Annotated in this window: 24 protein-coding genes; 7 read left to right on the top strand and 17 right to left on the bottom strand. The window is 37.3% G+C overall.

The features are described 5' to 3' along the window. Nucleotides 1-13: 13 nt before the first annotated feature. The 6 genes from B176_RS0110370 to dnaB form a co-directional block, all read right to left on the bottom strand. On the bottom strand, nt 14-1,759 hold the full coding sequence (locus B176_RS0110370) for a TonB-dependent receptor (RefSeq protein WP_017258741.1): 1,746 nt from the start codon (nt 1,757-1,759) through the stop codon (nt 14-16). Between the two features lie 4 nt (nt 1,760-1,763). Continuing rightward, nucleotides 1,764-4,787, bottom strand: a complete 3,024-nt coding sequence (locus B176_RS0110365; RefSeq protein WP_017258740.1) for a tetratricopeptide repeat protein — start codon at nt 4,785-4,787, stop codon at nt 1,764-1,766. Between the two features lie 149 nt (nt 4,788-4,936). Continuing rightward, entirely contained in the window at nt 4,937-5,872 is a 936-nt protein-coding gene (locus tag B176_RS0110360; protein WP_017258739.1) for an aspartate carbamoyltransferase catalytic subunit, read from the bottom strand. A gap of 3 nt (nt 5,873-5,875) precedes the next feature. Next, nucleotides 5,876-6,421 carry a bifunctional pyr operon transcriptional regulator/uracil phosphoribosyltransferase PyrR gene (pyrR, locus tag B176_RS0110355; protein ID WP_017258738.1) on the bottom strand — a complete coding sequence of 182 codons (546 nt, stop codon included), beginning with the start codon at nt 6,419-6,421 and terminating at the stop codon, nt 5,876-5,878. Nucleotides 6,422-6,598: 177 nt separating this feature from the next. Then, complete coding sequence (locus B176_RS0110345) at nt 6,599-7,321, bottom strand: PAS domain-containing protein (RefSeq protein WP_017258736.1); 723 nt, start codon at nt 7,319-7,321, stop codon at nt 6,599-6,601. 167 nt (nt 7,322-7,488) lie between these two features. Beyond that, on the bottom strand, nt 7,489-9,051 hold the full coding sequence (dnaB, locus tag B176_RS0110340) for a replicative DNA helicase (RefSeq protein WP_017258735.1): 1,563 nt from the start codon (nt 9,049-9,051) through the stop codon (nt 7,489-7,491). Between the two features lie 270 nt (nt 9,052-9,321). Here dnaB and rlmB point away from each other — a divergent pair, with 270 nt between their 5' ends. Both rlmB and B176_RS0110330 read left to right on the top strand, forming a co-directional pair. After that, the gene (gene rlmB / locus B176_RS0110335; RefSeq protein WP_017258734.1) at nt 9,322-10,089 is read left to right on the top strand and encodes a 23S rRNA (guanosine(2251)-2'-O)-methyltransferase RlmB; all 768 of its coding nucleotides are present in this window, start codon (nt 9,322-9,324) and stop codon (nt 10,087-10,089) included. Nucleotides 10,090-10,347: 258 nt separating this feature from the next. Then, nucleotides 10,348-11,073 (top strand): RluA family pseudouridine synthase, encoded by a 726-nt coding sequence (locus B176_RS0110330; protein WP_017258733.1) that lies wholly within the window; start codon nt 10,348-10,350, stop codon nt 11,071-11,073. An 85-nt stretch (nt 11,074-11,158) separates the two neighbouring features. Here B176_RS0110330 and B176_RS0110325 read toward each other — a convergent pair whose 3' ends face one another. The 3 genes from B176_RS0110325 to B176_RS0110315 all read right to left on the bottom strand — a co-directional run bounded on the left by B176_RS0110325 (nt 11,159) and on the right by B176_RS0110315 (nt 12,955). After that, nucleotides 11,159-12,010 (bottom strand): IS3 family transposase, encoded by an 852-nt coding sequence (locus tag B176_RS0110325; RefSeq protein WP_040539729.1) that lies wholly within the window; start codon nt 12,008-12,010, stop codon nt 11,159-11,161. Between the two features lie 14 nt (nt 12,011-12,024). Further along, nucleotides 12,025-12,459, bottom strand: a complete 435-nt coding sequence (locus B176_RS21400) for a transposase (protein WP_017256978.1) — start codon at nt 12,457-12,459, stop codon at nt 12,025-12,027. Nucleotides 12,460-12,547: 88 nt separating this feature from the next. Then, entirely contained in the window at nt 12,548-12,955 is a 408-nt protein-coding gene (locus tag B176_RS0110315) for an OsmC family protein (protein WP_017258732.1), read from the bottom strand. Nucleotides 12,956-13,209: 254 nt separating this feature from the next. Between B176_RS0110315 and B176_RS0110305 the strand changes: the two genes are divergently transcribed. Beyond that, nucleotides 13,210-14,973, top strand: a complete 1,764-nt coding sequence (locus tag B176_RS0110305) for an SLC13 family permease (RefSeq protein ID WP_017258730.1) — start codon at nt 13,210-13,212, stop codon at nt 14,971-14,973. Nucleotides 14,974-14,985: 12 nt separating this feature from the next. Next, nucleotides 14,986-15,375, top strand: coding sequence for an acyl-CoA thioesterase (locus B176_RS0110300; RefSeq protein WP_017258729.1), 390 nt, complete (start codon nt 14,986-14,988; stop codon nt 15,373-15,375). A 95-nt stretch (nt 15,376-15,470) separates the two neighbouring features. On the opposite strand, the gene B176_RS20265 is transcribed toward B176_RS0110300, so the two are convergent. Further along, nucleotides 15,471-17,078 (bottom strand): T9SS type A sorting domain-containing protein, encoded by a 1,608-nt coding sequence (locus B176_RS20265; RefSeq protein WP_017258728.1) that lies wholly within the window; start codon nt 17,076-17,078, stop codon nt 15,471-15,473. A gap of 128 nt (nt 17,079-17,206) precedes the next feature. After that, a complete protein-coding gene (locus tag B176_RS0110290) occupies nt 17,207-17,668 on the bottom strand; it encodes a DUF4293 domain-containing protein (RefSeq protein WP_026063263.1) in 462 nt (153 codons plus the stop codon). A 96-nt stretch (nt 17,669-17,764) separates the two neighbouring features. Between B176_RS0110290 and truA the strand changes: the two genes are divergently transcribed. The 3 genes from truA to sucD all read left to right on the top strand — a co-directional run bounded on the left by truA (nt 17,765) and on the right by sucD (nt 21,646). After that, on the top strand, nt 17,765-18,526 hold the full coding sequence (gene truA, locus B176_RS0110285; RefSeq protein WP_017258726.1) for a tRNA pseudouridine(38-40) synthase TruA: 762 nt from the start codon (nt 17,765-17,767) through the stop codon (nt 18,524-18,526). Next, entirely contained in the window at nt 18,527-20,317 is a 1,791-nt protein-coding gene (locus B176_RS0110280; protein ID WP_017258725.1) for an ABC transporter ATP-binding protein, read from the top strand. 456 nt (nt 20,318-20,773) lie between these two features. After that, a complete protein-coding gene (gene sucD / locus B176_RS0110275) occupies nt 20,774-21,646 on the top strand; it encodes a succinate--CoA ligase subunit alpha (protein WP_017258724.1) in 873 nt (290 codons plus the stop codon). A gap of 165 nt (nt 21,647-21,811) precedes the next feature. On the opposite strand, the gene B176_RS0110270 is transcribed toward sucD, so the two are convergent. The 6 genes from B176_RS0110270 to B176_RS0110245 all read right to left on the bottom strand — a co-directional run bounded on the left by B176_RS0110270 (nt 21,812) and on the right by B176_RS0110245 (nt 25,731). Then, nucleotides 21,812-22,465, bottom strand: a complete 654-nt coding sequence (locus tag B176_RS0110270) for an outer membrane beta-barrel protein (protein WP_026063262.1) — start codon at nt 22,463-22,465, stop codon at nt 21,812-21,814. Nucleotides 22,466-22,649: 184 nt separating this feature from the next. Further along, nucleotides 22,650-22,862, bottom strand: coding sequence for a hypothetical protein (locus tag B176_RS0110265; protein WP_017258722.1), 213 nt, complete (start codon nt 22,860-22,862; stop codon nt 22,650-22,652). 143 nt (nt 22,863-23,005) lie between these two features. Beyond that, on the bottom strand, nt 23,006-23,680 hold the full coding sequence (locus tag B176_RS0110260) for an MgtC/SapB family protein (RefSeq protein ID WP_017258721.1): 675 nt from the start codon (nt 23,678-23,680) through the stop codon (nt 23,006-23,008). 235 nt (nt 23,681-23,915) lie between these two features. After that, complete coding sequence (locus B176_RS0110255; protein ID WP_017258720.1) at nt 23,916-24,758, bottom strand: arsenite methyltransferase; 843 nt, start codon at nt 24,756-24,758, stop codon at nt 23,916-23,918. 73 nt (nt 24,759-24,831) lie between these two features. Beyond that, complete coding sequence (locus tag B176_RS0110250; RefSeq protein ID WP_017258719.1) at nt 24,832-25,161, bottom strand: ArsR/SmtB family transcription factor; 330 nt, start codon at nt 25,159-25,161, stop codon at nt 24,832-24,834. A gap of 63 nt (nt 25,162-25,224) precedes the next feature. Beyond that, nucleotides 25,225-25,731 carry a GreA/GreB family elongation factor gene (locus B176_RS0110245; RefSeq protein ID WP_017258718.1) on the bottom strand — a complete coding sequence of 169 codons (507 nt, stop codon included), beginning with the start codon at nt 25,729-25,731 and terminating at the stop codon, nt 25,225-25,227. Between the last annotated feature and the right edge of the window lie 67 nt (nt 25,732-25,798).

Raw genomic sequence — 25,798 nt, 5'->3', positions numbered from 1 at the left:
CACCTAAAAAATTCTAAAAGCCATAGCTAACTCCGCCCAATATATTTATCCCGTAATTATTATAGTAGGGAAGGCGCTGGTATTCGTTTCCTAAAATGTTATTTACTCTAAAAAACGCAGAAATCTGTTTGTTGTATTGGTAATCTGCACCTACGCTAATATCGGCGAAAGCTTTAATTGCTTTAGCGGTGTAAGTAGGGTTGGGGAAATTACTTGGGATGTCAAAAATTTTAGCTTTGGTTTCGCCTTGGAACAATAAATCTCCAGAAATCTTCACTTTATCTACAATTTTAAACGAAGCGGTAGATTGTAATGTGAAACCCGGACGTAACCAAGCGTAGTCTTCCTTGCTGTTATCATACTGCTTAATGGCAATTTTACTATCTAAATTAAAAGCATCAGAGAAACTGATGTTCAATTCACCATCAAAGCCAATAACTTTGGTGTTGCCAGTCATGTATGCAACGTTAAACTTGTTTCTTTCGGTACTATCGTTTACAAAGTACGATAGATCGCCAATTGTTTTATAGCTGACCATTGCTTTATAACCAATATTTGGTGCAAAAGTTCCTCTAATACCACCAGAGACGTAAAATTTTTCAACCGTGTTTTTTAACAATACGTTTTGATTGATGTATGGATTTACGTCTGATAAACCTTTTAAAGTGGTTTTTTCTACGTTGCCACCGAAATTACCAAAGATGGTTAGGTAGTTTTTGATCAACATAAAATCTAAACTAGCAGCTGGAAAAATATGGATACGTTGATTGCCACCAAACTCATTTACATAATTAATTCCGCCCGTTAATTTTAAAACTTCCGTTTGTATTTTGATGTACGGATTTAGCTTAAATATATTGTTGTTGAAGCTGTAGGCCGAGTCTTTACTGGTGGTGATATCAACTACGGCGTTTGTACCTACATGGAATTTGTTTAAATCTTTACCTAAGCCACCAGAAATAATTACTGCGTTTTCTTTAGCTTTAAAAGCATTGTTGAAAATATACGCACTCGCTTTTGCAGCATAGCTGAAGCTGGTTTCGTCATCCGCGTCGGTTCTGTTAAACAATAAACCTTCGGCATTAAAATAATTGAAACGTTGCTTTGCAGGATTTAGGTTTGTAAAAGATCCCATTTGGTCGGTGCCGTAAAAATAAGTTCCTAATCTATCATAACCTAGTTTACCTTCCAGCACCATTTCATCTCCAATACTACGTCCGTAGCCACTTAAAGATTGCTTGCTTATTTTCTGTTGATTTTCTTTACCGCTCATAGATAAGTGGTTAAAGTTAAAGCCAGCCTGTAAAGCAGGATCTTGTCCGGTTGCCAAGTTAAGTTGCGCTAACCCCGTTCCAAGGTTTCCAAAGGCTAATTTCGCGAAATTATTCTGACGCTGCTCTGCGATTTCTTTAGCTAATTTTTGCGCTTCCAGCTCCCTAATGCCACTGTTGAGTTCTAAACGTTTATCTATTAAATCGTATTTAACTTGTGGGTTAAAAGGCTTTGTATCACTTAAATTAGGACTTCTTCTAATCTTTACGGCATCTGCCAAAACAGGTTTGTATGACCGAACTACTTCAACCTCTTCTGTAACTGCGTTTCTTTTGCTGGTATCCTGTTTAGTGGTTTCAGTTGCTTTCTCTTTTGTGACTACCGGTTTTGCCGGTTCTTTGGTTTTATCTGGCGTTTGTGCGGATACATTAATCGCAAATAAGCTGAAGAAAACAAAAGCGCTGATATAGGGTGTTTTATTATTCATGGTTTTATTTGCTGTTGATTGCGTCTAATTTTTTCTTTGCCGTTTCTAAAATTTCGTCTTTACCATCATAATTTTCGATGATACTTTTTAAGGTAGCAATTGCTTGTACTTTATCTTTCAGAGCTGTATAGTTGTCAGATAATAAAATAAAGCTTTTTGCGCCCCAGTAATCATAACTTGGCATATCGTTAATTAACTGGAAACAGGTTTTTTGAGATGCTTTATAATCTTTCTTAAGGTATTGAATCTCTGCAATATTGTATAATGCCTCTGCACCTGCAATAGTCTTGGTTGCTTTTACAACACCTTCAAATTCTTTTTTTGCTTTTGCAGTATCAGCAAGTAATAATTGCGCTTTACCTGCGTATAATCCGGCTTTGTTACGGTCTTCTTCTGATGATTTTTCGTAATTTTTTACCAAATCAACATATAGTAAAGTTTGATCTGGTACGTTAATGCCGGCATAGGCAATCATTAAATTATTGATCGCGAAATTATAGTTGGCTTTATACTCAGATGCTATTTCCAGTTTTTTTAGGTGGACAATAGCTTCATTGTATTGCTTGTTGTTCAAATAAATTTTAGAAATACTGATGAGCGCCCGTTCGGTATATTCGCTGGTCCAGTCGTTTAAAATGTACTCGTAGTCTATAATCGCGGGTGCAAACTTTCCTAAGTTTTTAAAACTTTCTGCCCTAATAAATTTGGCTTGTTTATCTTGGATTGCTTTCGGGAATTTATCAAAATATGCATTTACTGATTCTACAGCGGCTTCCCAGTTTCCTTTTAAGTATTGCGTATTTGCCGCCTGGAACATGATATTGTCTTGTTCTGAAGTGCTGTAGTTTCCGATAGAAGTGGTGTTTGCATAATTGATAAAGTCTGTAGCATTACCCATATCCAAATATATCTTTTGGATAATTTTTAATGATTGTTGTGCTTCATCGGTTGATTTATATTCGCTAATAACTCTTTTAAATGTTTCTAGTGCAACCTGGTCGTTTTTCTGGTCGTAGTTCACCAAACCGATAGTGACCAAAGCCCGTGGCACATAAGAACTTCTTGGATACTTTTGGATAAAACTAGTTAAATCTGTTTTCGCTTTATCACCCTGGCCAATTAAAAAATAAGTATAAGGGATTTCAAAACCTGCATCATCAGAATAGTTTGAATTCGGGAACTTTGCCAATAATGAGTATAAGGTCGCAATCTTAACTTCTGGCTGATTTTGTAAACCTTCTATAATACCACGTTGAAATAAGGCATAATCCTCGCTGCTTCCGCGTTGTTCAATTATGCGGTTATAATAACCTAAAGCAGCGCCATAGTTTTTAGAGCCAAAATAAGCGTCAGCCAATCTTAACGTAGCATCTTTAATTGTTTTAGGGTCTTTCTCGTTTCCGTTTAAGAAGCGAGCAAGGTATGTTGCAGCTTTAGGATAATTTTCTCCTTCTAAAGCTGCGTAACCCAAGGCATAATTAGCGTAATTATATAAATCTGTCTTTTTAGAAGCATTCATCCCTAAAAAGGTCTCGAAGTAGCTTACAGACTCACTATATTTTCTTACCTCATACATTGCTTCGGCACACCAATAAGTAGATAATGCGTAAACCTCTTTATCTATTGGGTAATTATTTGAACGTAAAAATAAACCTATAGAATTTTCAAAAGCCCGTTCGTTATAAAATTCTAAAGCTCTGTAATAGGTTACTTTTTGGTAAGCCTCTTTGGCGTCTGGTGTTTTATCTTCAATACCTTCCAAAATATCAATTGCATCTCGGTAGTTTTTTGTGCTAAGTAAAACTTTTGCTAATAAGGTTTTTGCTTCATTTAGATGTTTTGAGCGGGGATATTTTTTTAGATATTCTTGCGCAGCGTCTAAAGCGATAGTGTGGAACTGCAGTTCATAAGACAGTTTGGCGAAGTTAAATAAAGCTTCCTCTTCAATTTGTTTGTCGAAATCCAGTTTAGAGCTAAACTGGAAAGCATTTCTTGCGCCTTGTTTGTTTTTGGTAGTTAAATAAGCATCACCTAAAGTGTATAAACCGGCCTGACTGTAAGCGGTTTTGTCGTTAATTAATTTACCCAACTGCTCAACAGCTTGATTGTATTTTTTTAATTTATAGTAAGTGTAGCCAATTTGGTAGCTGTCTTGGTTGTTCTGTGTTTTACCCAAATCCTGTTTCATGAAACGCTCATAATAGGATAAGGCATTCGGGTAATCGGCTTTAGCAAAATAAGATGCAGCAATAATGCGCAACATTTCAGTTTCTTTTAACTGCTTTGTGTTTTCCACGATTGGAACGGCATAGGCCAAAACATCTTCATACCTTTTATCTAAAAAATAAATTGCAGAGATATAATAAGGGTAGCTGGCTTCGTAAGCTTTCGAGTTCTTTAATTTTTCGAAGTTTTTTAAGGCCAGAGCGTATTCTTTATCTACATAAGCGATATAAGCATAATAATAGGTGGCTTGTTCCGAATATTTCGATTGCTCATCTTTTACCAAACCAAAGAGTGGTTTTGCGCTTGCGTAATCTTTCGTTTCGAAATAAGCATAAGCAGTTTTAAATTTATACTCGGTATCTTCTTTACCGGTTAAATCTATGGAACTAACTTTTGTGAACCAATCTAAAGCTTCTTGGTACGCACCTTGGCTAAAATAATATTTACCGACCTGAAAAAAAGCTTGTTTAGCTTTTGGGCTTTCCGGATGGTTTTTAATGAAACGCTTAAAAAGTTGTTCAGCATCATCATTATCTAATGCCAAAGCACAATACGCTCTATAATATTCGCTGTTGATTTTCAAGTTGCTTATTTCCGAATTTCTTACGGATTGTGGCGTTTCAATATTTTTTGTCTTTTCTACCTCGTAAAAAACAGAAGAAGCTGCCGCATACTTTTCTTGCGAAAGCAACTCCATTGCCATTTTATACTTTTCGTTAACCTGAAAATAGGCGGGCAATTGAGCGAAAATTACACCCGAAATAAAAAACAATGGAAATAATATAAGTGTTATTTTACGCATAATGTCTTTAAAATGAATCTCATAAATTTAACGTTTACATTCTTTAACGGCTAAGTTATTAACCAACACGTGTTAATAAAGGCCACAATAGAACGCAAATTATCCATGAATAATATGGTGAAATTTGAATTTTTGGGTTTTTGATGGTGTTATGTTTGGCTCGCCAACAGGTAAAGTACTGCCATTCTAACCGCAACACCGTTCTCCACTTGGTTTAAAATAATGGACTGTTTGCTATCGGCAACATCACTACTGATCTCTACGCCACGGTTTATTGGGCCTGGGTGCATCACGATGATTTCCTTATCTAAAGAATCTAAAATCTTTTTATCCAAACCGTACATCATGGTATATTCCCGTAAGGATGGGAAATATTTAATGTCCTGCCTTTCCAATTGTATTCTTAACATGTTGGCAACATCGCACCAGTTTAGTGCTTTGCGCAGATCGTGTTCAACTTTTACACCTAACGTTTGTATATATTTTGGGATTAATGTAGTTGGGCCACAAACCATTACTTCTGCACCTAGCTTTTGCAAGCAAAGAATATTTGATAGCGCAACCCTTGAGTGTAAAATATCACCCACAATTACCACTTTTTTGCCTGCAACTTCGCCCAGTTTTTCTCTGATAGAAAAAGCATCTAACAAGGCTTGGGTGGGGTGTTCATGAGCGCCATCTCCAGCATTCACAATTTGTGCATTAATATGTTTACTTAAGAAAACACCTGCTCCGGGGTAGGGGTGTCTCATTACCACCATATCCACTTTCATGGATAAAATATTATTTACCGTATCTATTAAGGTTTCGCCTTTGCTCACCGATGAACTTGATGCAGCAAAATTTACCACATCTGCCGAAAGGCGTTTCTGCGCCAGTTCAAAAGATAGTTTGGTACGGGTAGAGTTTTCGAAAAATATGTTGGCAATGGTGATATCTCTTAAAGAAGGTACTTTTTTGATCGGGCGATTAATTACATCCTTAAAGGTATCTGCAGTTTCTAAAATCAGATTGATATCCTGAGTGGTTAAATCTTTAATCCCTAAAAGGTGCTTACTGCTTAATCTTTGTGCTATTTCTGCCATATTTTAAACGCTTTCAGATACTAAAACAATTTTGTCTTCTCCGTCTGTTTCTTCCCAGCTTACCACTACTTTTTGCGACGACATGGAGTCTACTTTAATGCCGATATAATTTGGTTCAATGGGTAAATGTCTGCTATAGCGCCTATCTACCAAAACCAAAAGCTCTACTTTTTCTGGTCTGCCGAAAGCTAAAATTGCATCCATTGCCGCTCTAATGGTACGGCCAGTCCATAAAACATCGTCGATTAAAATTACTTTTTTGCCTTCTATAATGAAATCGATTTCGGTACTGCTTGGTACCAATGGATGGTCGCCACGTCTAAAATCATCGCGGTAAAACGTGATGTCTAAAATACCGCTTTTGATATGCGCATTTGGGATAATCTGTTTTAATTCTCCCGCAATTCTTTTGGATAAAGAGATGCCTCTGGGCTGTATGCCAAGTATTACTGAATTAGAAAAATCATTATGATTTTCTATCAATTGGTGGCAAAGCCGTTGTAGGGTGATTTGGAATTTCTGACCGTCAAGAAGTGTTAAATTTTGCATCAGCTCGTGTGGTTTGGGCAAAAATAGCAAAATTTGGTAACACTAGTGTAGGAATTGATTTTTTTGATTGGCGTAGGAGTAACGGTAGTTGCGAGTGTGTGGGACTTGCTGATAATTTTCAGGTCTTTCAGTAAAATAATGAATTTAGCAAAGTTAAAAGATGTTGTAAATTGGTTTCTATGTGTCTGTTTTTCTGATAATATCTGTGATGATCTGATCAAACTCGATAGCAACCTTTTCAAGATGTTTGCATATCTCGTCTTTCTCTTCTGGTGATCCAGAGTGGCTCAGAAATAAATCAGTTAAACCCATGATTTTCGCCAACGGCGCCCTTACTACGTGAGACTGGATGTAGGAAATCTCATTCAATTTTTTGTTTTGTTCTTCTATGGTTTTTATGTGTTTTGATTGTTGATCAACCAGCTTTTTTAACGCAATTTCGTTGTTTACGATACTTTGCTCCTTAAGCTTGGTTTCGGTAATATCTAAACAAGCACCGATCATTTTTTGAGGATTTCCGTTTAAATCGCATTTTACGCAACCCCAGGATCTTAGGTATCTAATTTCTCCGCTAGGGCGGATAATGCGCTCTTCAAAAATCACGTCTTTTTTTGTTTTTAAGGCATTACCAATAATCGAAGCGATTTTACTTCGATCTTCCGGATGTAGCATCTCTTGGTAGCCTTCAAATGTTGCTTTGAACTGGAACTGATTTCGCCCGTAAATTTTGTATAATGTATTAGACCAGGTGACGCTATTTGTTGCAATATCCCATACCCAATTTCCAAAGCTTGCTAATTCCTGTGCCTGCTTCATTACAAACAGCGCTTCTTGAGCTGGGTCAATAGCAGTTTGGGATTGTTGAATTTCGGGATCGAATGTTTGTAAAGGTTCTGGCATTGTGTATAGTTCTAGTAATCATAAACTAATGTTCGAGATTAAAAACCTAAATAGCATGCTTTTGACTAAGCAGTACTTATTAAACCTTCTTTACACCAAAAACCTTGCCATTTGTTGCGTCAAAGAAAATAATATAAACTTTATGGATATAGAGTTGTTTTGCTGGTTTAAAAAGGCGGTTCGTCATCTTCCACATCCCAGTTTTTTGGTTTCAGCGTAATGCTTTCAAACTGTGTAGAAGGGGCTAAACTTGAGAATGGATCTGCGCCTGAGTTTTCCGAAGCACTAATGCCACCAAAATTATCTTCTAAATCGGTAAATTTAACGTACTTACCAATAAATCTTAATGGTACGGTACAGGTTTCACCATTTCTGTGTTTTGCAATAATTACTTCACCCACACCAGCAGTTGGGTTTCCGTTCTCATCTTGGTCTAACCCGTAATATTCTGGACGGTATAAGAAAAGCACCATATCCGCATCCTGCTCAATCGCACCAGATTCCCTTAAATCGGATAACATTGGTTTTTTTGAGCCACCCGGACGGTTTTCTACCGCTCTACTCAACTGTGAAAGTGCAATCACCGGAACGCTAAGTTCTTTTGCAACCTGTTTTAGCGCTCTAGAAATACTGGATATTTCCTGCTCACGGTTACCACCACCGCCACCACCTTTTCCGTCAGACTTACCTTGCATCAACTGCAGATAATCGATAATGATCATCTGAATATCGTATTGTGCTTTTAGTCTTCTGCATTTAGCCCTAAACTCGAAAACGTTTAACGCTGGCGTATCATCAATAATTAAAGGTGCTTCACTTAATTTTCCAATTTTAGAAGTCATCTGTTGCCATTCCCAAGGCTCTAACTGACCTTTTCTTATTTTTTCCTGCTCAATTTCGGCTTCACCAGAAATTAAACGATTGGTTAACTGTACGGATGACATCTCTAATGAGAAAACCACCACCGGTTTGTTAAACTGAACAGCTGCATTTCTGGCACAGGTTAAAACGAAAGCGGTTTTTCCCATCGCCGGACGGGCAGCAATAATAATTAAATCAGATTTTTGCCAGCCATTTGTTACTCGGTCTAAGGCAGTAAAACCAGATGGAACACCTGTTAACGTATCATCTTTACCTCGCAGAGATTCCAGTATTTTCAAGGATTCCTTTATAATATCATCCATCTTGCGAGAATCTCTCCTTAAATTGTTTTGGGCAATATCAAAAAGGTTTTTCTCTGCATAATCCAGCAACTCAAAAACATCGCTACTGTCTTCGTATGATTGATTGATGATGTCGGTTGAAATCCTGATCAGCTCTCTCTGAATAAATTTCTGAGATATGATACGGGCATGAAATTCTATATTGGCTGCCGAGGCAACCCTGTTTGTTAATTCGGTAATGTAAAATGCGCCACCAATAATTTCTAATTCACCTTGTTGGCGTAGCTGAGAACAAACTGTTAAAATATCCACTGGCGACGATGCGGTAAACAAAGTTTGTATCGCCTGGAAAATCTTTTGGTGAGCATCTTTATAAAAAACCTCAGGCTTTAAAATATCAATAACGGTTGAAAGCGCATCTTTTTCTAACATCAGTGCACCCAAAACTGCTTCTTCTAAATCTAAAGCCTGTGGCGGAAGTTTCCCTAAACCAGAAACCATACTGCTTAGTCTGCTTCTATTATCTTTAGAAAATCCGGTTTTTTTGTTTTCAACTTCAGAACTCATAACTACAAAAATATGCAAAAAAAGATGACTAATTCCAAGAGTTTTAAACAGAATTTTAAGACTTGATTTTTCAACCTCGGCTACAAGGGTTTATCAGGCTTATTATCAACAGCTAATGTTTAAAAACTCGAGTACAATAAAATATTTACTATTATATAGAGCTTGAAGGGCGTGTTGATAAAAAAGCGAGTTGTTAATAAACCCCAGATTCTGGTAAAACCATGTGATTTTTTTAACCAATGACAGAGTTTTTGGCTAAATTGCGCCCGTATGAATGAAAGAAGATTTAAAAGCGAGCCGAAGGAGATGAACCAAATGGTTTTTGGAATTAGGGCAGTGATAGAAGCCATTAATTCTGGAAAAGATATTGAATCGTTGTTTTTACAGCGTGGTTTGAGTGGAGACTTAATGTCGGAATTGAAAGCTGCGTTAAGAGGTCAAGATATTCCATCGCAGTTGGTACCGGTTGAAAAACTGAACCGCATCACGGCTAAAAACCACCAAGGTGCTATTGCTTTTATTTCGCCAATTACGTATCAAAAAATAGAAAATATTATTCCGGATGTTTACGAACGTGGCGAAGTTCCGTTGATTTTAATTTTGGATGGCGTAACCGATGTTCGGAATTTTGGTGCGATTGCTCGTACTGCCGAATGTACTGGCGTTCATGCGATTGTTGTTCCTAAAAAAGGTGCTGCTCAAATTAATCCCGATGCTGTAAAAACATCGGCTGGTGCTTTATATAAAATTCCAATTTGTCGCCACGATAGTTTGTTGCAAACCATGAGGTTTTTAAAGGACTCGGGTTTGCAGATTGTTTCCTGTACCGAAAAAACCGACGATTTGATTTATAAGCCAGATTATACGGCGCCAACAGCAATTATTATGGGGGCGGAGGATGAAGGAATAAGTTTTGAACTGATTCGTAACTCCGATTATTTGACTAAAATACCAATGGCGGGTGAAATTGCTTCTTTAAATGTTTCGGTTTCTGCAGGAGTTATTTTATATGAAGCAGTTAGGCAACGGATTGGATAGTTAGTTAGTTAGTTAGTTAGTTAGTTAGTTAGTTAGTTAGTTAGTTAGTTAGTTAGTTTTTAGTTAGTTAGGTGGCTATGTGGTTTGTTGTTTAGAATTTAGTGAGTTCGTAGTCAATAGTGAATAGTCAATAGGAATAATAGGCAATCAGAATCATATTAATCATATACTAAAAGGAGTCCGTTGGTCATTCCCGGTAGCAGGTAGCTCCCTCTCCTTCGGAGAGGGTTGGGGTGAGGCTTCATTCAAAATTAAAAAATGCATAACGAAAAACCTGATCCAAATTTTTATAAAGTCACCGATAAGGATATTCTTTTTGAGGATAACCATTTGATTGCTGTTTATAAAAAAGCTGGCTGGATTGTACAGGTTGATGATACCAATGATCCATCTTTGGATGAAATGGTAAAAACCTACATTGCCGAGAAATATAATAAGCCAAATGGTGCATTTTTAGGCGTGGTTCATCGTTTAGATAGGCCAGTGAGCGGTGTGATTTTATTCGCCAAAACTTCGAAAGCTTTGGACCGGATCAACAAAATGTTTAAAGAACGGGAAATGCACAAAACCTATTGGGCTGTTGTAAGGCAAAAACCCAGCATGATGGAAGGTAATCTGGTGCATTGGTTGGTCAAAAACCCAAAGAAAAACATTACTACTGCTTACAATACAGAGGTAAAAGGCAGCCAAAGAGCCGAGCTTAATTTTAAAGTTTTAGGCTTTTTAAACGATTATTATTTAATAGAGGTTGATCCAATTACTGGTCGTCCGCACCAGATTAGGGCACAGTTGGCAACTTTAGGAAGTCCGATAGTTGGTGATAATAAATACGGTTATCCACGCGGAAGCCGTAAAAAATCTATCTGTTTACACGCCAGGAAATTGGAGTTTATACATCCGGTTAAACAAGAACCTGTAAAGGTTTTTGCACCGCTTCCAAAAGATGGTTTTTGGGATAAATTTGAAGATTTTAAAGGCTCTTGATTCATTTAGCGGAAAAAGTGGCAATTAAAAAATTTCAAATGTCTCGTCCTGAAATAGCGTTACAGTTTTTACAAGAATAATAATTTTAAATAGCATTGTGGTTTTCCACGATGCTATTTTTTGTTTTATACGTTCTGATTCTAACAGTTCTTTGTCTGTGCATCTGATCTGGAGTATTCATGAAACAACTCCAATGTGGTCTTTCCCCATTGTAAATATCGATTGATTGGGCAATCAGTTTTTTCATCAATTGTATGTCAGTTATCTGAATTCCACGAATAAATTCCTGTTTCAGTATCCCATTGATCCGTTCAGCGGCTGCATTTTGATAGGGGTCGTATCTTTCCGTCATGCTGCACAGAATTCGGCTGTCAGCCAATAGTCCCTGATACTCATCGCAGCAATATTGCAGTCCCCTGTCAGAGTGATGTATCAGCTCTTCATCTTTGAATCTGCGGTTTTTCAGGGCGTGTTTAATTGCACAGACCGCTCCGGTGGCATGAAGACTTTCTGAAACGTCATGCCCCATAATCCTCTTGGAATAGAGATCTGTTACAAGGGACAGGTACATCGGGTTCTTTCTTGTCCCGATGTAGGTAATGTCTGATACCCAGACCTGTTCGGGTCTGTCCACCCTGAGATGTTCAACCAAATTTTTATGCTTACGGAATCTGTGATGGGAATCTGTAGTGATGTGATATTGCCTTTTGGGAACAATGTCCAGATGGTTGGCTTTCATTATCCTGAAAAGTTTATCCCTTCCGATTCCTAGGTTCTGTAACTCTGGACAAAGCATATGGTAGAGTTTCCGGGTGCCTAGCCTGGGCATACGCATGCGCACTTCCAGCACCAGTGCTGTTACTTTTTGGGCAACAGTTCTTTTGTTATTCAGTGAATTTATAGCCCGGTAATAAAGTTGTCTGTTCATCCCAAGCAATCTACAGACGCCGCTCAACGATTCTTTTTGTTCTGACTTGAACCGCTGGACTGTTTGGGTAAGTACTTTTTTCTGATGGGGATATTGAATTCTTCTTCCGCAATATCTATCATCATATCAAAGAAGATGGCTTTCTTATCCGTGAAATCAAGCTTTTTCTCCAGTTCGGCTTTCTGCTTCTCTAGCAGTTTTACTTTCTGCTCCAGTTCTAGGAGTTTCTGTTCGGGGCTTTTTGACATAGTCTGAGGGGTCCTGTTTTCCCAATCAAAGTTACCATGTTTTCTCAGCCAATTACTAATTGTGGCATCTCCCTGAATACCGTATTTGCGTTGAGCTTCCTTTTTCCCTAAAAGCCCACGTTCGATCTCCTCAATCACCTTCAGCTTAAAAGAAAAACTGTAATCTTTCGAACTTCTTCTAACATGTTCATTCTCTGCTTCTTCTTTCATAACATTACTTTTTGTGTAACGCTATTTCAGGACGGGACAAAAGCTAAAACAAAAAAGCTTCCCGAGATGTGTCGGGAAGCTTTTTTGTTTACCATCCAAAATCGATTGGCTTTTTAATATCGGGGTGCAAGCTTTGGTTTACCGGACAAGTTAAAGCTGCGTTTTCTAAAATTTTCTTCTGCTTATCGCTATAACTGTCTTTATTCGGGAAATTAAACTTTACATGTATTTCCGTTATTCTACGTGGCTCTGTCCCCATAACTTTAGTAACCTCCGCACTGGCGCCGTCAATGTTGATGTCATGCGTACCGGCAGCAATTCCCATAATTGTAAACATACATGCTGCTAATGATGTTGCCATTAAATCAGTCGGAGAAAAAGCTTCACCTTTTCCTTGGTTATCAATCGGTGCATCTGTAATAATATCGGTTGATGATTGTAAATGTGTTGCAGTAGTTCTTAAACCACCGTTGTATAATACTTTAGAAGTAGCCATAAAATTCGTTTTTGTTTCAAATGTAATGTAAAATTTATTTTGCGTTGATCTACAATAGCGAATATCCCTTATTTGGGACAATTTGTTTTAAGTTTTAATTCTAATTAGCTTCCTGAAAAGGAATTATTTTTTGCGCTGTTATAGAATAAGATGTTAATTTATAGTGTGTTATGCTTTTTGTTTGCCATTTCTGATTTTGTGGATTTCAAATTGATTAACAAAACTCGAGAATTTTTCCAGTTCTTGTTAGATATATGACTATCGCTATCGTATTAGGGTTATTAGTTTTAGCAATCATATTGTTTGCTATAGAGATTTTTACTGTTGACGTTATTACCATTTTTATATTAATTGTACTTTGTTTAACAAGTATAATTACACCTAAAGAGGCTTTCGATGGCTTTTCTAGTGATTTTATCATTATTCTTGCGGCCATATTTGTTATGGTAGGTGCTTTAAGAAAAACCGGCGTAATAGATACGTTTATAGCTCGCTTGGTGAATATTAAAAAACAGCCACCAAAATTGATTTTGTTTTTGGTAATGATGTTCTCCGCCTTAACGTCGGGGTTTATGAATAACACTACCATTACGGCGCTGATGCTAAATCCAACCATCGGCCTGTCAAAGATATCGGGGATTGCACCCTCAAAAATTCTAATGCCGCTTGCTTTTGCATCTATATTAGGAGGTACATGTACGCTTATCGGTACTTCTACAAATGTGGCTGTAAGTGGCTATCTGGTTGCGCAAGGCTTACCCCGAATTGGTATGTTTGATTTTTTACCCATCGGTTTAATACTGTTAGGAGTTGGCATGTTGTATATGATGACTTTAGGCCAGTTATTATTACCGGTAAACTCAAAAGAAACTTTAGAAGATGATTATGCCGTTAGAAGTTATTTGAGCGAAGCTGTAATTGCAGATGATTCTAATTTGATCGGGCAAAAGGTGGTTGAATCGGATATTTCGAAGCAGGGATTTACCATTGTTTCCATCATCCGAAATAGGTACAACTTTATCCCAACTAGCTTTACCAAATTATTGGCCGGAGACGAGATTTTGATCAAAGGCAACGTAGATGATTTATTAAAGATTAAGGATTTAAAAGGTGTCGATATTAAGGCAGATCTGTTGGATTTAAATAACGAAGAAACTGACCTGCATTTAGCAGAATTAATGGTTATTGATGGTTCTGATACCTTGAAAGGTACGGTGGAAAGTGTCAATTTTAGAACCCGTTATGGTTTAGGTATTTTAGCAATACACCGAAAAGGTAAAACGATACGAGAGAAAATTGGTAAAATTAGACTGAAGGTTGGTGATTTATTATTGGTGCAAGGTGAAAAAGACAGTATTGATCTGATAAGAAGCAAGGAGAACGATTTTATCATTTTAGAGGACTACAAGCCTAATTTAAACCTTAAAAGGAAAGGCGTATTTACCTTGTTGTTTTTTGTGCTTTCTATTCTTTTGGGTACAACTGGAATTGTGCCACTTTCGGTAGGGTTTTTAATTGGGGCATTGCTTACCGTGGCATTTAGGTGTATTAACCCCGATGAGATCTATGATGATATTGATTGGCGTTTATTGATTTTAATCGGTGGTATGAGCGCTTTTGGAGTAGCAATGACGAAAACCGGAGCAGATAAATTTGTGGCAGAACACATTGTTAGGATATTTGAACCTTTTGGAGTTTACGGGTTGTTAGGAGGTTTTGTGTTTCTCACTGTTTTGCTAACCCAACCATTAAGTAATGCGGCCGCTGCGTTGGTCGTATTGCCGATTGGCCTGCAAACTGCGCATCAGTTACACTTAAACCCTTTAACTTTTGCCATTGGAATTATGCTTTCGGCATCAGTGTCGATGCTTACGCCATTTGAACCCTCTTGTATATTGGTTTACGGCCCGGGTAAATATAAATTTTTCGATTTCGTAAAAGTAGGAGGAATTTTAACAATAATTATGATGGTGATATTGGTTATGGTGATTCCTTATTTTTACCCTTTTAAAGCCTAGCAGATTACCAGCATGACCATAGAAGAAAAAATCCAGCAATCAGAAACAAGAATATTCAAAGCAGTATTCCCTAATAGCACAAACCATTACGATACGCTTTTTGGCGGAACCGCAATGGCTTTAATGGATGAGGTTGCATTTATAACAGCTACACGTTTTTGTCGTCAGAAATTGGTTACCGTAAGTAGCGATAAAATTGACTTTAAAAAACCTATTCCGGCAGGTACAATTGTTGAGCTCATTGGGCGAGTTTCTCATATTGGAAATACGAGCTTGAAAGTACAGGTACAGATTTTTATTGAGCAGATGTACAGTGAAGGGAGAGAAAAAGCGGTTATCGGAGAGTTTACATTAGTGGTGATTGATGAAAGCAAAAACAAGAGGAAGATTGCATTAGACTAATCCTATTCCGTTTTTGGAACGAAGATTAGATTTTAGATCTAACAAAAATGGCCGCAACTGATGTTTCGGCCATTTTTTATAAAAATTGTTTTACACTATTTAATGAATTTTAAACTGGTTGATTTTCCTGCACTTTTTAAGTTAATAAAATAAGCGCCCGGGGTTAAAGCCTTATTAAAAACAACTTCATTGTAGCCTTTGTTTAAAGCTAAGATTTTACTGTCTAGCTTTCTGCCGTTCATGTCAAATAATGCAATTTCGCCATCAGTTTGGTTAGGAGAATTAATGTTTATTGTAACCGTACTATTTGAAGCGTAAGCGGATAATCTAATGTCTTCAATTTTTGCATTAGCCGAAATTACATTCGAAACAGTTTTAGTGCCGTTAAAGTCTGTTTGTTGCAACTGGTAATAGTTTGCACCGGCGTAAGGATTTTCATCCACAAAAGAATAAGATTTTTCTCTATCAGAATTTCCTGCGCCATCCAATTTAGTTATTGCCTTAAAATTATTGCCTTCCGCAGATTTTAAGACCTCAAACTTTTGATTTTCTTTTTCTGATGCAGTAGCCCAGTTTAGCAAAATAGTTTTATCAACCTGTTTTGCGGTGAATGATGTTAGAGATATTGGCAAAGTACCATTGGTGGCAAAGCTCAATAAAGCAGGCGCTGTTTGAAAGTTATTAGTGGCATCTTTGGCTACCAAATAAACATCGTAATTGGTTGCTGCAGTTAAGCCTGTGATATCGGTGGTGTAATCTGTATTTGCGGTTGGATGGTTAATTGTGCCTTTTAAAGTTACATTTGCATCTGAAGCATCAGTTCCCGCTACAACTTGTGCCGTGTTAGGTGCTGTTGCGCCACTAGGAAAAATTACATAATAGCCTGTGCCTATTTCATCTAAATTGCTTGATAAATCAACACTGTTAAGGCCAATGTTACTGGTCTTTGGGTAAGTTGCCGTAAATAATGGAGGTGTAACATCAATAGATTGTATGTTGATATTGTCAAAATCTATGGTTGCGGTACCACCAGTAAATGCAAATTTTAAGTCGCTTAGGGTTTGCGTTGGTGTTGTGGCGGCTACATCGTTTAAAACCCTAGTTGTGCCAATAAACAAGTCCCAACTATCGTTAGCAACGGTTTCTGTGCCTGTGCCACTTGGTGGGGTGTAAGTGTAACTGTTGCCCGAATTATTAACTACCCATGTTACATTTTGGTTACCTGTAAAAGCACTACTATTGTTTCCGCCTCCAATATCTCTAAGGCTAAACTCGCCGGTGGTTGCGCTTATGTTTATCCCGATTCTAGAGTGTACATCGCCATTAGTCTCGGCACTGTTTGCAGTACCAAAGCCAGATCCAATTTGCAATACCGCCACGTTAGTTGTTGCAGCGCTGTTGCCAGCTACCTCCATATCAAATTTATAAACCACAACTTTTGGGCTAGGGTTAAAATCAGCGGTTCTAGAAAAAGAACCTGAATTGGCAGTCCTCGCATATCTCAATTTACCAGCGTTTATGCTAATTGTAACCCCGCCGCCTGATGCACTAATTGCATTAAATTGCGATGACGTTGGACTACTAGCACTTACATAACTAGAAACAGTGTTTGAACTGTTAAAGTCTTGCGAGAAAATAGTGGTTTGTGCCTTCGCCTCAGCGAAACAAAACAACCCAATCCCCAATAGTAATAATTTTTTCATAAGATAATTTTTAAAGTTAAAACCTAAATATACTGATTATAGTACTTTATGAAAAAAAAACTACTGTAAATTAATCACATTTACGATGTGGTTAATAACGCGGTTTTAAATTTAAAAATTGCTTAACGTTATCTTAATCTATCTGCAGATTTCACCAATTTATCATCCCTTAAAATTCCTTTTCCTGCCAAAACCAAAAACAGAATAGCAACAGAAGTTAAGCCAGCGCCAATGCTATAATCGCTAATTTCTAATGTTTTACCGGCTGCACCTTTAATCGTTTGGGCTAACCAAAAGCTAAAACCTATTACTAAAAAAACGTTTAGGTAAACCAAAGTTGCTTGGCGTTTACGGTTTTTAAACAAGAAAATTAATACAATAGGTATAGCACCTAAAATAGCGGTAGCAATGGTTAGTAAAGTAAAAGATTCTGTTTGTACCAGTTGGTTGTTGATAAGCTCATAAACGCCACTCACCATTATTTTTTTAGCGCCAAAAGCCGAGAAAATATTCACCACCGGAAAAAGAAATAAAGCATAAATAGCTAGTGAAGCTAAAAAAAGATAAATAGTCTGAATTCTCTGTATCATGTTGTTTATGGTTTGATTTAACACTGTTAAGTAATTAGCAAAGTTAAAACAACAATCTTATTCTTTGATAAATTATTTAAGCGTTAAATTTGTGCGGTGCAACAAACAAAAAGACATTTTATAAGTTTATCCTACAAAGGTACTGCGTATCACGGTTGGCAAACACAGCCAAATGCACTTGCAGTACAAGAAGTATTAGAGAAAGCGTTAAAAGTGTTTTTTAGGACAGACGTAGAGACTTTGGGCTGTGGCAGAACAGACAGTGGTGTGCATGCAAGCCAGTTTTTCGCACACCTGGACCTGCCTTCGGAAATAGAGATTGTACAAGAGAAGTTTTTGAAATCCATCAATTCACTTTTACCAAGCGATATCGCAGTTTCAGAATTATTTGAGGTGAAAAACGATTCTCACGCAAGATTTGATGCTACTTTAAGAGCTTATCAATATCATATTCATTTTAAAAAAAATCCTTTTAAAACGGATACCAGCTGGTTGATCAAAGATGAATTAGATTTGCCAGCGATGCAAAAAGCCGCGTCGATTATTAAGGAGTACGAAGATTTCGGTGCTTTCTGTAAGTCAAATGCAGATAACTTTACCAATATCTGCCATATCCAAAAATCGGAATGGGAAGTAATTCAAAATGGTTTAATTTACCATGTAAGTGCAAACCGATTTTTACGGAACATGGTGCGGGCAATCGTTGGCACTTTGGTAGATGTGGGGAAAGGGAAAATCCCAGCAGATGCCATGCATCAAATCATTCAAAGTCAAAATAGATCTGTTGCTGGTGCTTCTGTGCCAGCCTGTGGTCTGTTTTTGACCCAAATTAATTATCCATATTTCAATAATTTATAAATGGCAAGTAACATTACTGGAAAAACTTACGATTGGGGTCTGCTAAAAAGAGTTTTCGCTTATGCAACACCCTATAAATCTACGTTTTTCTGGTCCATATTTTTAACCCTCGCTTTGGCCGCTTTGGCGCCGGTTAGGCCTTACCTTATACAGCTCACTTTAGATAAATACGTTTTTTTTAACGATACCACGGGCTTGCTGAACATGACTTTGCTGATGATCGGCTTGCTACTTTTGCAAACCTTTGTTCAATATTTTCAAACTTTGCTCACCAATACTTTAGGGCAGTCGGTAATTAAAGATCTACGTATTGATATCTTTAACCACATCACCAAACTACGTTTAAAATATTTTGATAAAACACCTATTGGCCAGTTGATTACACGTACAGTTTCTGATTTGGAAACCATTGCAGATATCTTTAGTCAGGGTTTGATTTCTATTATTGGTGATAGCTTGCAGGTAGTTACTATCATTGCAGTTATGCTATATGCCGATTGGCGCTTAACGCTGATTGTTTTGTTGCCAATGCCGTTTTTAATGATAGCAACCTACATTTTTAAAGAAGCTATAAAATCTGCCTTTCAGGATGTACGGACACAGGTTTCTAACCTCAACACGTTTTTACAGGAACATATCAGCGGTGTAAGTATCATCCAGTATTTTGCAAGGGAAGACCAAGAGTACAATAAGTTTTACAAAATAAATGCAGAGCACCGCGATGCGCATATCCGTTCCAATTGGCATTATTCAATATTTTTTCCCGTAGTCGAGTTAATTGTTGCCCTTTCTTTAGGATTGTTGGTTTGGTATGGCTCAAAAAGTATTTTAACAAATCAGGTATCACCTGGTGTCGTGGTTTCTTTTATCATGTACATCAACATGTTGTTTAGGCCAATTCGAGAACTTGCCGATAAATTCAACACACTACAGATGGGCATGGTTGGTGCCGATCGGATTTTTAATGTTTTAGATACCGATGAGAGAACGACAAACAACGGAAAAGTTGTTTTGCCAGCGATGAAAGGTGAGATTAAATTTTCGAACGTCTGGTTTTCTTACAAGCAGACGGATGAAATGCCGAATGATGAAGAGTGGATATTGAAAAATATTTCTTTTAGTTTGAAAGAAGGAGAAACATTGGCACTGGTAGGTGCAACGGGTGCTGGTAAGTCGTCAACAATCAATATTTTAAACCGTTTTTATGAAATAAGTAAAGGAGAAGTAACCATTGATGGTATTGATATCAAAGACTTTGATTTGAATTACCTTCGCTCGCAGATTGCAACAGTTTTACAGGATGTTTTTCTTTTTTCGGATACGATAGCGCATAACATCAGCTTAAATAATCCAGATATTACGTTAGAGCAGATTATAGCAGCAGCAAAAGATGTTGGTGCACATGATTTTATTATGCGATTACCTGGCGGTTATCAGTACGATGTGCAGGAACGTGGTGCAACATTATCAGTAGGGCAAGCACAACTTGTTTCTTTTATTAGGGCGCTGGTGCATCAACCAAAGATTTTGGTTTTAGATGAAGCAACTTCTTCTGTTGATACAGAAACCGAGCACCTGATTCAAATAGCTATCGATAAAATGATGCAGGGAAGAACCGCTATCGTTATTGCTCACCGTTTATCTACCATTCAAAAAGCCGATAAAATTATTGTCTTAGATAAAGGAGAAATTATGGAAATGGGAACGCACCAAGAATTATTGCGATTGAACGGTTACTATAAACGTTTGTACGATCTGCAGTTTAGCTCTGCTGGGATTAAAACGGAGTAGGAATAATCGGCTTATTCGTATCTAAAACCATCATATCTTAAATAGAACCATATAAACTTCAAGTTTCATATCTATTGAGAACTGCAACCATAACTGGGGTCGGTTCTGCTCAGCAGGACATGCAGAGGTATTCCATATGGACAGATCGAAATAAAAAGCAGAAAACCAAAGTGTCTAAACCCGGTTGAAACGATATCCTTTTTTGTGTCCTTTGGCGATGGGGTGGGCGGTACAAAAAAGATTTAGCGGAAGACGGGACTGTCGTTTTTTAATTGCATTGCAGCACCTTTTCAAAAATTATCTAGTCAATTGTTAATAATCTTTCCTGTTTAGCGTACAAAAGCGTAAAAAATAGCCGATAACACTAAAATTAGCCAAATTAAATCGCGGTTTTTTGTCGCAATCCTTTGAGATTCTTGTTGATTCTGTTAGCTTTGCTTAACATAAAAAACAACCATGAGTGTACTTGTAAATAAAGATTCAAAAGTTATAGTTCAGGGTTTCACCGGTAATGAGGGTACGTATCATGCAACCCAAATGATCGAGTACGGAACCAACGTTGTAGGTGGTGTTACGCCGGGTAAAGGTGGTCAAACTCATCTAGATAAACCAGTTTTTAACACTGTTGCAGAAGCAGTACAGAAAGCCGGTGCTAATGTTTCCATTATTTTTGTACCCCCTGCGTTTGCCGCTGATGCAATTATGGAAGCTGCTGAGGCTGGTATTAAAGTGATTGTTTGTATTACTGAAGGTATCCCAACTAAGGATATGATTCAGGTTAAAGAATATATTTCTGACAGAGATTGCCGTTTAATTGGTCCTAACTGCCCAGGAATTATAACTGCAGATGAAGCTAAAATTGGTATTATGCCAGGTTTCATCTTCAAAAAAGGTAATATTGGTGTGGTTTCAAAATCTGGAACTTTAACTTACGAAGCGGTTGACCAAGTTGTTAAAGCTGGTATGGGAATTACTACTGCAATTGGTATTGGTGGTGACCCAATTATTGGAACACCGACTAAAGAAGCTGTTGAATTGTTAATGAACGACCCTGAAACTCATGGAATTATTATGATTGGTGAGATTGGTGGTAGCATGGAAGCAGAAGCTGCTATGTGGATTAAGGAACATGGTACTAAGCCAGTTGTTGGCTTTATTGCTGGCCAAACTGCGCCTCCGGGACGTAGAATGGGTCATGCAGGTGCAATTGTTGGTGGTGCTGATGATACTGCTGCAGCTAAAATGAAAATCATGAGAGAGTGTGGAATTACTGTTGTAGAATCTCCTGCCGAAATTGGCGCTGCAATGGCGAAATTGATGAAGAAATAAGGTTTTCTATTATAGAATTAGAAAGGCTGGAATTTAATTCCGGCCTTTTTTGTAGCTAAAAATATCTGAATAGGAAGTGTGCAATTAATATCCCACTAAAATTTTGGACAAAAAAAGACTGCCTTCGTATTGAAAGCAGTCTTCTATTGTGTTTTTTGATTTAGCTTAAAATGCGTAACCTACCGTGAAAGACCAAAGTCTGTTGTTCTTTTCGATATTAGTATTGCTTGTGCTTGTTGGTGTTAGGTTGGTTAAACCAAATCCGTAACCCGCTCCAAAGTTTAAGCCAGAGCTTAATTGGTATCCAGCTAATACGTTAAAACCAAAATCTAAAGCTTTAAGATCGTCTCCTGAATCGTTACCAAATTTTAAATCATTTTCAGATTCAACACCCAAAATTGTGGATTTCTTTTGTCCTGCAATATTAAAACCTGCGTACGGTCCGCCACCTAAATAGAAATGACCAGGACCAGCGGGTAGGTTTACCAATAAGTTAACCGGAACCTCAATTGCTAATACATTATCTTCTATTTTATCATCACCATTCTCATAATACTTAGCGCCTTTTCCTTGTAAGGATAAGCCTGGTTGAACAGAGAAATACGATCCTACAGGAATATCTGCATAACCTGTTAAATTGAAGTTAACCGTCGTTTTTGTTTCTGTAGATGTGTTTTGGTCATCATTTACATACTTATACTTCGGTAGATTTACGCCACCTTTTAATCCAAAACGTGTTGTTGTTGCTGTATTGGTTGTTTGTGCAAACGTAGCGCCACCAAATACCAAGGCTGCAGCTACTAAGAATAATCTTTTCATAATTTTTTTAATTGTTTTTATGCCTTGTTCAATGAACAGACCAAAAAGATTATTCGTAATGTTTGAGGTAGTAAGCGCTTGCAATGCAGTGTTTTATACAAGGTATTTAAACTGACTTCGTAATGTTTTTTATTTTGGAATATTGTATGCAAACATATACAGTTGCAGTCTTTACAGTTCAGTATTATAATGATTTATTATTAGCGGATGTTAGGGAAGCCACGAAAGCTCTACCTGCTGGAGTGATGGTGGCGGTAATTTTACTTTCATCCCAATTTATTTTCACATAGCCCAAACGTTCTAGTTCTTCGTATTCGGCTTGCATTCCTCCTAAAATAGACGAATGTTGTTGCTGCTCAATAATTTTCATAATTGATTCTAGTTCTAACCTTTCCATAATCTTAAATTTTATTGATTGATAATGTTATGGATAGGGCAAACTTTGCGCCGTAGCAGAAATACCGTGTTTGAAAATAGTCTTTTGTCGAAAGCAATAGATAAAAGATTGCTGTTTTTTTGATGTGAAAGGATAAGCTGGTGTTATTTCGTCCAAGCAATATCCTTTACAATTTTGTGGTTTTTGAGTTCGTTTATAATCTCTACAACACCGCTTTCGCTGATATTATCTAGCTGGAGCGTAAAAACTAAATCATCGTTCTCGCGTTCGAAATTGAAGTTTCTAATTTCTAAGTCTTTATTGTTTAATAAATGATGCAACAATTCTGTACTATCTGTTTTGGCGTCAGCTATTATTTTTAATGTGCGCTGTTTAAATCTTTTTGCGTAAATCTGCTCTATAGGTGCCAAAACAAAAAGAATAATTAGGGCGATGAAAGTTGTTGCGCCCGCAGCAAAATACATTCCGCCACCTGTTGCCAAACCAATCGCAGCAACGGTCCATAAACCAGATGCAGTAGTCAAACCTCTAATTGTTCCTTGTTTGATAAACAAAATTGTTCCTGCTCCAATAAAGCCTATTCCGCTGATTACCTGCGCCGCAACCCTAGATGGGTCTAACTCCACATGGGGAGTTCCTAAAACATCAGAAAAGCCAAATGCCGAAACCATCATAATCAAACATGAACCTACGCAAACCATCATGTGCGTTCGCATTCCTGCGGCCCAGTCTTTTCGCTCTCTTTCTAAGCCAATCAGTGCTCCAAAAAGAGAAGCTAGGAATAAACGAATCAATATTTCGGACCAAACTAATGTCATGTGGAGGGTTTAAGTTATTCTATACAAAGCTAAGATTTGTATATTTTAATATCTTGTTTTTTTATGGAAATTTCGGAACAATTGCGAGGTTTAGGGCTTGGCCATTGTCTGGTTTTAATTATCAAATCCACGTGAGGTAGGTCTCAAAGTATTTTTGAAAGAAGGGAGAGATTTTGTAAACCTCACGAAGCTTTTAAACTTCGTAAGGTTTGATTAGATATGTGATTTTAAACTGTTAACAACCCTCTGGTCCACAACCGCAAGAAGAAGGTTGAGGTTTTTCCGCATAAACTGTGATGCTGAAAATTCCCGTGTTACCTGATTTGAAATTATTTAATTCTTCTTCGTTAAGGTAGTTTTTCAAAATGTCATTCGGAATCTCAATAGCTTTTTCTTTTTGGATGACAATATTTGAAAAGCCATTGTTTTTAATTAATTCTAAATAAGTAGCTTTTTGAATTGCTCCTGAGATACAACCCGCGTACATTTCTGCATCGTTCTTCAGAGCATCAGGTAAATTGCCTACCAACACCACATCCGAAATACTGAAGTGCCCCCCAGGTTTTAATACCCGGAACATATCTTTAAATACACCGTCTTTATTTGGAACCAGATTCAAAACACAATTACTCACAATTACATCAGCAACATTTGCTGAAACAGGAATATTTTCGATATCGCCTTGCCTAAATTCAACATTTGAAAACCCTAGTTTCACGGCATTTGCTTTCGCTTTTTCAAGCATAGCTGGCGTAAAGTCAATTCCAATTACACGTCCGTCTTCACCAGTCTGTTCTCTTGCCACAAAGCAATCATTTCCTGCACCACTCCCTAAATCAATTACCGTATCGCCAAGTTTAATTTTAGCAAACTGAGTGGGTAAGCCACAACCTAAGCCTAAATCGGCATCAGGATTATAGCCTCCTAAGTCGGTATATTCTTCACTCATGATATTATAAACCTCTGTTGAGCAACCACCAGCACCACAACATGATGATTGGTTTGCTTCCTTGTCTTGTAAAGCAATTTCACTGTACTTCTGCTTTACCAGTTCTTTTATTTTATCTGAATTTTCCATTTTATGGTTATTTAGTGTGCTATGTTGTATACTAGTTTAATTTTCACAGTCTTAAGCCATCAGCTTTCTGCAATTAACAGCAATTGTTTTTACGTTCTAGGTTTATGGAGATTTGTGCAAAATAATCTTGCAATTTTTCTATCGTTTTTTCTTCGATACAGTAACAAATTGAATTTCCTTCGATACTTCCTTTGATGAGTCCAGCGTTTTTGAGTTCCTTTAAATGTTGAGAAACCGTAGGTTGCGCAAGTGGCAGTTCGTTTACAATATCACCACAAATGCAGGTATCCACTTTTATTAAATATTCTACTATTGCCACCCTTGCAGGATGGCCCAACGCTTTCGCAATTTTTGCAATTTCGTTCTGTTTTTCTGTAAAGTGTTCCGTTTTTGTTGCCCCCATATCAATAGTGTTATTGCAATATTACGATAATGATTTGGAAAGAAGAATGATGCTGATCAAATTTTACGTAAAATAAACGATGTCTAATATTTTGAATACCCTATCCCGATTGTGTAATTTAAGAACAGCTTCTTCGCCCACTTTTTTATCAATCAGTATTCTGGCAACGGGAGAGATAAATGAGATTTTTCCTTTTGCAATATCAGCTTCATCCACACCAACAATCTGGTAGGTTTGTGGTTTCTTTTCATCATTTACTTTCAAAGTGACAGTAGCTCCAAACCGTATTTTATCTTGTGGTTGCTCCGCTAGATCAATAACCTTTGCTGTCATTATTCTATTGCTCAGCAAATTTAGTTTTGCGTTTAGGTAGTTGCCAGCTATTCGAAGTTCATTTTCGTTTTCATTTGTTAGCTTACTTCGCTCGTTGGTTAATTTTTCTTTTTCTGCTAAAAGTTCTGTTAAGCCATTTGGCGTTACGTAATTGGTGATTCCGTTTGGCAAATCCGCCCGAGGTGGAACGATTGGAATCTCTTCTTGATCATCTTCTTTTACAAATCCTCTGCTCATGATTAAATTTTTCGGGTTCGCATTGTTTCTCGTTAATAAATGAAAAACTATGCGAATAGTGTACCTA

It is taken from the genome of Pedobacter arcticus A12 (assembly GCF_000302595.1).
In the GTDB taxonomy this organism is placed as follows: Bacteria; Bacteroidota; Bacteroidia; order Sphingobacteriales; family Sphingobacteriaceae; genus Pseudopedobacter; species Pseudopedobacter arcticus.
Note: the sequence above shows the minus strand (reverse complement) of the source record. Positions and strands in the feature narration are given on the sequence as shown.